We start from the raw sequence: 5,366 nt of genomic DNA, 5'->3' as shown, positions 1-5,366 counted from the left end.
GTGCAAGACAGATCGAGCGAAGCTCGGCGACGAACTCTGCAACCGAGTGGCCGAAGCGACGAATCGCCGCTTTCTCGGCGACGGAAAAACTCCCTACACGCCGCCGAAGGAAAAGCCCAAGTTCTGATTTCGCTCGGACCGCAACAGAACCACATTTATTTGCTCGATACGCCGCAACGCGCTGTCGCTTACGGCGTTTTTATTGGCTTCGTCGCTACATGAATTGATGCCGTATCAGGCATCGTTGTCCCGATAACGGTCTTTGACCGGCCTTGATCCAGACCCGAATCTCGCGCATGCGGCACGTTTTCGTGCCACTTGCCGCACAGGAGAAATCGGGAGGTCTGGATGCAAGGTCAGGGTGTGCTGTTCGGGCAGATCGTTGCTGTTTTCAGCATTGTGATTGCCGGCGTGTGGGGTGCCACACAGTGGACAGCCGCCGCCTTGGGCTACCAACTACGCTTGGGCTCGCCCTGGTTCGATGTCTTCGGCACGCCGGTCTATCACCCCTGGCGGTTGTTCGAGTGGTGGTTCTTCTTCGACGCCTATGCGCCGCATGTCTTCGACATCGGCGGCGCAATCGCGGGCGGAAGCGGGCTGATCGCTGTCGTCCTCGCCATCGCAATGTCGGTGTGGCGTTCGCGGCAATCGAAACTGGTCACGACCTACGGCTCCGCGCGCTGGGCCGATGCTACCGACATTCGCAAAGCCAGGCTGAATCAGCCAGCCGGCGTTTTTCTCGGGCTGCATGACGGGCAATACCTGCGACACGAAGGACCAGAACACGTTCTGACCTTCGCGCCGACGCGATCCGGAAAAGGTGTCGGCCTCGTGGTGCCAACGCTTCTTTCCTGGCCTGCGTCCGCTGTCATTCACGACATCAAAGGCGAGAACTGGCAGGTCACCGCCGGTTGGCGCTCGCGCTTCTCGCACTGCCTGCTGTTCAACCCCACCGATGCAAAGTCTGCGGCCTACAACCCGCTGCTGGAGGTGCGGCGTGGTGCGCATGAGGTGCGCGACGTACAGAACATCGCCGACATCCTGGTGGACCCGGAAGGTGCACTGGAGCGCCGCAACCACTGGGAGAAGACTTCGCACGCGCTGCTGGTCGGTGCCATCCTGCATGTGCTCTATGCGGGCGAAGACAAGACGCTGCGCGGCGTCGCCAACTTCCTGTCCGACCCGGCATGCCCGTTCGAGCTGACGCTGCATCGGATGATGACAACGCGTCACTTGGGCGATGCACCGCATCCCGTCGTCGCCTCGGCCGCACGCGAAGTGCTCAACAAGAGCGACAACGAGCGCTCGGGTGTGCTGTCCACGGCCATGTCCTTTCTTGGTCTGTACCGCGACCCCACAGTGGCTGAAGTCACCTCGCGCTGTGACTGGCGCATTGCCGACCTGATTTCGGCAAAGCATCCGGTATCGCTGTACCTGGTGGTGCCGCCTTCGGACATCAGCCGCACCAAGCCGCTGGTGCGCCTGATCCTCAACCAGATCGGCCGGCGCCTGACCGAATCGCTAGACGGCAGCGACGGCATTGCGCGCCGCCACAAGCTGCTGTTGATGCTCGACGAGTTCCCGGCACTGGGCCGACTCGATTTCTTCGAGACGGCGCTCGCGTTCATGGCCGGTTACGGCATTCGCAGCTTCCTGATCGCCCAGTCGCTCAACCAGATCGACAAAGCCTACGGGCAGAACCATTCCATCCTCGACAACTGCCATGTTCGGGTGACGTTCGCCACCAACGACGAACGCACGGCCAAGCGCATTTCCGAGACGCTGGGAACGGCCACCGAGCTGCGCGCGCAGCGCAACTACGCGGGCCATCGGCTCGCGCCATGGCTGGGACACCTGATGGTGTCGCGGCAGGAAACAGCACGGCCATTGCTCACCCCTGGCGAGGTGATGCAGCTCCCGCCGGACGAAGCGGTGGTGATGGTGTCCAGCGTAGCACCGATCAAGGCGAAGAAGCTGCGCTACTTCGCCGACGCGAACTTCAAGCGGCGCGTGCTGCCGCCGCCCGCGCTCGCAGCCAGTCGCTACGCCGACGCGCCGCCTCGGCGGCCCGACGACTGGAGCGGCATGGCAATCCCGGCCGTGCCAGTTGCGCCTGTTGGAGTGGGCTTGAGCGGCAGCGACACAGCCACCGCCGATGACGGTGGGCCGCGCCGCCAACCGGAGCTGTCCGAGGTCACCGAGTACCACCCCGAGCAGGAGCCAGCGAGCAACGACCTGGCACTACTCGATGACGACGACCTGCCGCTGCCGCTTCCCCGCCAGCTCGACCCGGCCATGCAGCGCACGGCACGGCTGGCATCCCTCGATCCCGACGACGGAATCCAGCTATGAGCCAATACCGCCTCAACCTGTTCATCTCGCCCGAGCACGCGAAGCGCCTGGACGAACTGGCCGCCAAGAAAGGCGTGTCCAAGTCCTCCATCGTCGCGGCGGCGCTGGCGTCATGGCTGTCACCCGACGCAGGCGATCAGCGCGAGGCGGCGATTGCCAAGCGGCTCGATCGGCTGACGCGCCAGTTCGAGCGGCTGGAGCGCGACCAGAACATCGAGATCGAGACGCTGGCGCTGTTCATCCGCTACTTCCTGACCGTCAGCACGCCGGTGCCCGAAACCCACCAGGAAGCGGCCCGCGCCCAGGGCAGGGCGCGCTTCGAGCAGTTCGTCGAACAGCTCGGCCGCCACCTGCTGCGCGGACGCAGCCTGGTGCGCGACGTGGTGGAGGAACTGCAGCCCGACAGTGCGCGGACGGACGACGCGGCTGCGTTGGCCGAAGCGCAGGAGCGTGTCCAGTGAGTGCCGTCCTGCAGTCGCCCCTCGCCGCGTCGTTGGATCGCCGCATCCGCATGTTGCGCACGGCGATGGGGCCGGTGATCGCCGCCGCACTGGAAGACCCGGACGTCGTGGAAATCATGCTCAACCCCGACCGCACCCTCTGGGTCGATCGCCTGTCCTCCGGACGCGCACCGCTGGGTGTGGAGCTGTCCGAACAAGACGGCGAACGCATCATCCGCTTGGTCGCCGCGCACGTTGGGGCAGAAGTGCATCGCGGCCAGCCACTCCTGACCGCCGAACTGCCCGAAACAGGAGAACGCTTCGAAGGCATCCTGCCGCCCGCTGCACCGGGGCCAGCCTTCGCGCTGCGCAAGCGGGCCGTGAACATCATCGGCCTGGATCGCTACGTGGCCGACGGCATCTTGTCCATTGATCAAGCTGAGTTCCTGCGCCATGCCGTGCGCGAGCGGCAGAACATCCTGATCGCAGGTGGCACCAGCACTGGCAAGACCACGCTGGCGAACGCCTTGCTCGCCGAGATCGCCGTCACCGGCGACCGCGTGCTGGTGCTCGAAGACACCATCGAGCTGCAATGCGCCGCACGCGACCACGTGCCGCTGCGCACGCGCGCGGGCGTCGCGTCCATGACCGAACTGGTGCGCGCCACGATGCGGCTGCGTCCCGACCGCGTGGTGGTCGGCGAGGTGCGCGGTGGCGAGGCGCTGGATCTCATCAAGGTCTGGGGCACCGGCCATCCCGGCGGCATCGCCACCATCCATGCCGGCTCCGCGCTGGGCGCGTTGCTGCGCCTGGAGCAGTTGATTCTCGAAGTTGCGGTGAATCCGCCGCGCGCACTGATCGCCGAGGCGGTGAACGTCGTCGTGTTCATCGCCGGCCGCGGCCGCAAACGCCGCATCGAAACCATTGCCCGTGTCGCCGGCTTCGACGGTGTGGGCTACCGGCTCATGGATGGCCTGGCGGACATGCTGGAAACGCCGCTTCCCGAGCTGCTGCAGCTGTCTTCCGATCTTCCTTCCCCGTCCCTCAACCCGCCTGGAGAACTTCCATGACGAACGCCCATGCTTTCCGCTTTTCTGCAAATCCGGCTTTGTGCTTTGCACGCCTCCGGCGTCTGGCCGCACCGGCCCATCACGGCCTGCTGCTGGCGGGCGTGATGCTGATGACCGCCGGCACCGCGAAAGCCGCCGGTTCCTCGATGCCCTGGGAAGGGCCGCTGCAATCCATCCTCGAATCCATCCAGGGACCGGTCGCGCGGATCGTCGCGGTGATCATCATCATTTCCACCGGCCTGGCGCTGGCCTTCGGCGACACCTCTGGCGGCTTCCGCAAGCTGATCCAGATCGTCTTCGGTCTGTCCATCGCGTTCGCGGCGTCCTCGTTCTTCCTGTCGTTCTTCAGCTTCTCCGGCGGGGCCGTCGTATGAGCGCCGCCCGGCCGCTCCGAAGACGCTCAGCCCCGCAGTGCGCAGCACGGAGGGCAGTTCAATGAGTACGGCCACCGACCTGCCGGGCTTCGAGGTGCCGCTGCACCGCTCGCTGACCGAGCCGATCCTGCTGGGCGGGGCGCCGCGCACCGTGGCGATCGCCAACGGCACCTTGGCCGCCGCCGTCGGGCTGGGCCTGCAACTGTGGATTCCGGGCTTGGCGCTCTGGATCGTTGGCCACGCACTCGCGGTCTGGGGGGCACGCGTCGATGCGCAGTTCATGCAGGTGTTCGCCCGCCACATCAAGCACAAGCCGCTGCTGGACGTGTGAGGACCGAGCCATGATGAACTTCGCCGAATACCGTCAGCGCCCGGCCTTGTTGGCCGACTGGCTACCCTGGGCCGGGCTGGTCGCGCCCGGCGTGGTGCTCAACAAGGACGGCAGTTTCCAGCGCACGGCACGCTTTCGTGGTCCGGACCTGGACAGCGCGACGCAGGGCGAGCTGATTGCCACCGCGGCGAGGCTGAACAACGCGCTGCGCCGGCTTGGCTCCGGCTGGGCGCTGTTCGTCGAAGCCGAACGCCGGCCAGCGGCGGACTACCCACACTCGGAATTTCCGGAGCCGCTGTCCTGGCTGGTGGACGAGGAGCGGCGCGCAACCTTCGAGGACTCCGGCCACCACTTCGAGAGCGGCTATCACCGCACGGTTGCCTACCTGCCGCCGGAAGAGTCCCGCGCCCGCGCGGCCAAGCTGCTGTACGAGAACACACCGAGCGTTTGCGTGGACTGGCGCGAACGCCTCGCGGCCTTCGTTGCGGAAACCGACCGCATCTACGACCTGCTCGACGGCGTGATGCCGGAGATCGCCTGGCTGGACGACAGTGCAACGCTGACCTACCTGCACGCGACCGTCTCGGCGCGGCGCTACCGCGTCAGCGTGCCGGAAGTGCCGTTCCATCTCGATGCGCTGCTGGCCGATGCGCCACTGGTCGGCGGCCTTGCACCCATGCTGGGCGACCAGCATTTGCGCGTGGTGACGGTGCGCAGTTTCCCGACCTCGACCTGGCCGGGGATTCTGGACGACCTCAACCGGCTGGGCTTCGCTTACCGCTGGAGCACGCGCTTCCTG

At 66.0% G+C, this 5,366-nt stretch carries 5 protein-coding genes and 1 pseudogene; all 6 read left to right on the top strand.

Translation table 11 applies throughout. From position 1 onward, the window contains the following. The first annotated feature begins 348 nt into the window (after positions 1-348). The gene (locus GPA21_RS19130) at positions 349-2,352 is read left to right on the top strand and encodes a conjugal transfer protein TraG (RefSeq protein ID WP_168989674.1); all 2,004 of its coding nucleotides are present in this window, start codon (positions 349-351) and stop codon (positions 2,350-2,352) included. Continuing rightward, the gene (locus tag GPA21_RS19125) at positions 2,349-2,813 is read left to right on the top strand and encodes a ribbon-helix-helix protein, CopG family (RefSeq protein ID WP_168989673.1); all 465 of its coding nucleotides are present in this window, start codon (positions 2,349-2,351) and stop codon (positions 2,811-2,813) included. The genes GPA21_RS19130 and GPA21_RS19125 overlap by 4 nt, the downstream gene beginning before the upstream one ends. Further along, a complete protein-coding gene (gene trbB / locus GPA21_RS19120; RefSeq protein WP_168989672.1) occupies positions 2,810-3,862 on the top strand; it encodes a P-type conjugative transfer ATPase TrbB in 1,053 nt (350 codons plus the stop codon). The genes GPA21_RS19125 and trbB overlap by 4 nt, the downstream gene beginning before the upstream one ends. Next, a complete protein-coding gene (locus GPA21_RS19115) occupies positions 3,859-4,236 on the top strand; it encodes a TrbC/VirB2 family type IV secretion system protein (protein ID WP_168989671.1) in 378 nt (125 codons plus the stop codon). Before trbB ends, GPA21_RS19115 begins: the two co-directional genes overlap by 4 nt. A 61-nt stretch (positions 4,237-4,297) precedes the next feature. Continuing rightward, a complete protein-coding gene (locus GPA21_RS19110) occupies positions 4,298-4,567 on the top strand; it encodes a VirB3 family type IV secretion system protein (RefSeq protein ID WP_168989670.1) in 270 nt (89 codons plus the stop codon). 10 nt (positions 4,568-4,577) lie between these two features. Beyond that, positions 4,578-5,366: pseudogene (locus tag GPA21_RS19105) on the top strand (conjugal transfer protein TrbE); the annotation flags it as partial.

The organism is Azoarcus taiwanensis, from assembly GCF_012910885.1.
In the GTDB taxonomy this organism is placed as follows: domain Bacteria; phylum Pseudomonadota; class Gammaproteobacteria; order Burkholderiales; family Rhodocyclaceae; genus Azoarcus_F; species Azoarcus_F taiwanensis.
The sequence above is the reverse complement of the archived record's forward strand: the minus strand, read 5'-3'. Positions and strand labels throughout refer to the sequence as shown.